This window comes from Priestia sp. YIM B13489 (assembly GCF_042787645.1).
GTDB lineage: Bacteria > Bacillota > Bacilli > Bacillales > Bacillaceae_H > Priestia > Priestia megaterium.
In genome coordinates, this window is sequence record NZ_JBHZOQ010000049.1 from 1 (window position 1) to 1,413 (window position 1,413).

Here is a 1,413-nt window from a genome sequence, read left to right on the forward strand (position 1 = left end):
AGTGTATTTTCAGCAGAAGTGTAAAAAGCAAATAAGCAAAAAGTGTAAAATTCGACTTGACGTCTACATAAATCCTTTGTTCTTTGAATGAAATGTAGAAAAACCCATAATTTCACTTCTTTTAATATATCAATCTACCTTTCACTTACCTTTTAAGAAATTGGGTTCTGGTGCAAAAACTTCAAGATAATTGCAATGAATCTCTAAATCTTGGACATACTGATACTATCAGTCTAAAAAGGGTGTGTGATCGGTATGGAAAAAGTAGTTTTGTTCAAATGGAAGCATTATCAGCCTGATATTATTTTACTAACGGTGAGATGGTACCTACCGTACAACCTAAGTTTTCGTAATTTGGTGGAAATGATGGAGGAGCGAGGCTTATCTATCGCTCACACGACCATTATGCGTTGGGTTCATCAATATGGACCTGAATTAGATGAAAGAGTACGACATCACCTTAAGATAACAAATGACTCCTGGAGAGTTGATGATACGTATATCAAGGTAAAAGGGCAATGGATGTATTTATATCGTGCGGTCGATTCAGAAGGGAATACCATTGATTTTTATCTAAGTAAATCAAGAGACAAAAAAGCAGCCAAGCGCTTTTTCAAGAAAGCCTTGGCTGCTTCTCATATTTGTAAACCGCGTGTTATAACAGTGGACAAAAACCCAGCCTATCCTGTGGCGATTCAAGAGTTAAAAGAAGAGAAACATATGCCTCAAGGCATAAAAATAAGGCAAGTTCGATATCTCAATAATATCGTGGAACAAGATCACCGTTTCATTAAGAAACGTGTGCGTTCTATGTTGGGATTTAAGTCATATGAAACGGCTACTTCTATATTGAGTGGCATTGAAGTGATGCATATGGTGAAAAAAGAACAACTTCACCGACAGGTGAAGTCTGCCCAAAATGAAGTTGAATTCATACATAAGTTGTTTGGAATTTCATCATAATCTGGAATGGAACAGACTATGTAGGTTCTATGTCTCTATCAAATGGTTTTCGCACCAGGACCATAAAAATAGTATAATCACTTTTTATAATTACAGATATAACTATTTATAATGTAAGCGCTATCTGTTATAATGAAATCAGGTGGATAGCATGCGTGGCTATCGTTGTATTTGGCGCAGGTGGGGCCCATACAGAAAGAAAGAATGAACTTTTCTTAACTCTGTGTTGTGTTACATACAACTTCGTACATACAAGTTAATACAATCAATACGTACATTATTAATTTGTATGTATAAGAGATTACTAGAGAGGTAATGATAGAAGTAAGAAACATAAATAAAGGAGGAAAAGATGTTGAAAGAATATAAACAGGTGTTTTCTAATTTTATTGATGAAGACCGATTCGAACTACATTCATACCTTACTTATTTATTCAATCAATCTCAGGA

1 protein-coding gene is annotated in these 1,413 nt (G+C 34.9%); it reads left to right on the forward strand.

Going from position 1 to position 1,413, the window contains the following annotated elements; genetic code table 11:
• Positions 1-255 precede the first annotated feature (255 nt).
• The gene (locus tag ACFX4W_RS05295; RefSeq protein WP_377559288.1) at positions 256-963 is read left to right on the forward strand and encodes an IS6 family transposase; all 708 of its coding nucleotides are present in this window, start codon (positions 256-258) and stop codon (positions 961-963) included.
• The last annotated feature ends 450 nt before the right edge of the window (positions 964-1,413 follow it).